The sequence below is a fragment of the Polaromonas sp. P1_G1 genome, assembly GCF_056405595.1.
On the sequence record NZ_JBFUBU010000151.1, the window covers coordinates 1 to 517 of the forward strand.

A 517-nucleotide genomic window follows, 5' to 3' on the forward strand; every position below is an offset into this window, starting at 1 on the left:
GGATGTAGGCTTCACCGGCGTAGCTGAACTCTTCTTCGTCCCGCAATTCGCCGCAGTGGGGGCAATGCATTAGAAACATGGTGGTCCTGAGGATTAGTGGGCAACACCGGCAGCGCCGTGTTCGTCAATGAGGTGGCCGGTGTGGAAGCGGTCTACGGAGAAGGCCTTGGAGAGCGCATTGGCCTCGCCCTGCGCGAGCATGTCGGCAAACACATGGCCGGAGCCGGGTGTGGCCTTGAAGCCACCGGTGCCCCAGCCGCAGTTGAAGAACAGGCCCTGTACCGCAGTTTTGGAAATAATCGGGCAAGCGTCGGGCGTGACATCCACAATGCCGCCCCACTGGCGGTTCATGCGCACACGGGAGAACTGCGGGAACATTTCAATGATGGCCGCCGCCGTGTGCTCGATGACGTGCGGGCTGCCACGCTGGCCATAACCGAGGTAGCTGTCGATGCCAGCACCGATCACCAGCTCCCCCTTGTCGGACTGGCTCAGGTAGCCGTGCACGGCGTTGGAC

At 62.1% G+C, this 517-nt stretch carries 2 protein-coding genes; both read right to left on the reverse strand.

Translation table 11 applies throughout. From position 1 onward, the window contains the following. The coding region (locus tag AC1D1Y_RS26200; RefSeq protein ID WP_477684922.1) for a sarcosine oxidase subunit delta at nucleotides 1-79 on the reverse strand (79 nt) is incomplete at its 3' end. 14 nt (nucleotides 80-93) lie between these two features. Beyond that, a partial coding sequence (locus tag AC1D1Y_RS26205; RefSeq protein WP_477684921.1) for an FAD-dependent oxidoreductase occupies nucleotides 94-517 on the reverse strand: 424 nt, incomplete at its 5' end.